A 748-nucleotide genomic window follows, 5' to 3' on the forward strand; every position below is an offset into this window, starting at 1 on the left:
ACCTTAGTTGCGTATTCATTTTTTTGTTTGGATAGACGAGATTAATAAAGGAAAAATAAAAATAAAATATGGAAAGAGGAAACAACAACCTTATGAACATTACCATTACAGATCAAGCGAAAGAGGCGCTGAGTCAAGTAAGTCACGATAAGATGATTCAATTATCTATGGATCCGGGCAGTTGTGATATTGTAAACACTATTTATGAAATGAAAGTAGTCCCGTTAAGAGAGAATTATTCTTATGAAAAATTATTGAATATAGATGGTATAAACATCATGATTGACGGTGACATTGAAGAAACGTACGATCATGAGCTAAACATCAATTATTCAGGAGGATCTTTTGTTTTTTCAAATAGGAATCAAATTTTTAATAATAGAATTAGACTAAGATTTGTTTAACTCCATCCAAAATCTAGAATGGATTACCAATTCTTACGATAAAATGGGGTCGGACCAATGTCTGATCCCATTTTGTTTGTTTTTAAACTAAAATCTTGGATGCTTTTACTCTATCATGGACCGAGTCCCTTAAAGAAACCGGTTATTAACTATAAGGTAATAATAATCATCTACTTATATACTTTTTTAACCATCCATTTACTAATAATTTATAGAAAATATTTTTCTATAAATTGTTACCCACAAACCACATCCACTGATTTATTGCGAGCCACTTTATAAATTTATATATTTCATAAATTAAATGGATGGTAATAAAAATATTTGATTGGAGGGTTAAAAAG

Annotated in this window: 1 protein-coding gene; it reads left to right on the forward strand. The window is 29.4% G+C overall.

All coding sequences use genetic code 11. The features are described from left to right. Positions 1 to 92: 92 nt before the first annotated feature. A complete protein-coding gene (locus V7659_RS31710) occupies positions 93 to 404 on the forward strand; it encodes an iron-sulfur cluster biosynthesis family protein (protein WP_335441788.1) in 312 nt (103 codons plus the stop codon). Positions 405 to 748: the final 344 nt, after the last annotated feature.

This window comes from Neobacillus drentensis, from assembly GCF_036966985.1.
Taxonomy (GTDB): domain Bacteria; phylum Bacillota; class Bacilli; order Bacillales; family Cytobacillaceae; genus Neobacillus; species Neobacillus drentensis_E.

What these genes read in the sequence shown, in the direction of transcription:
- V7659_RS31710 (WP_335441788.1), top strand. Translation starts at nt 93, where the DNA reads ATGAACATTACCATTACAGATCAAGCGAAAGAGGCGCTGAGTCAAGTA.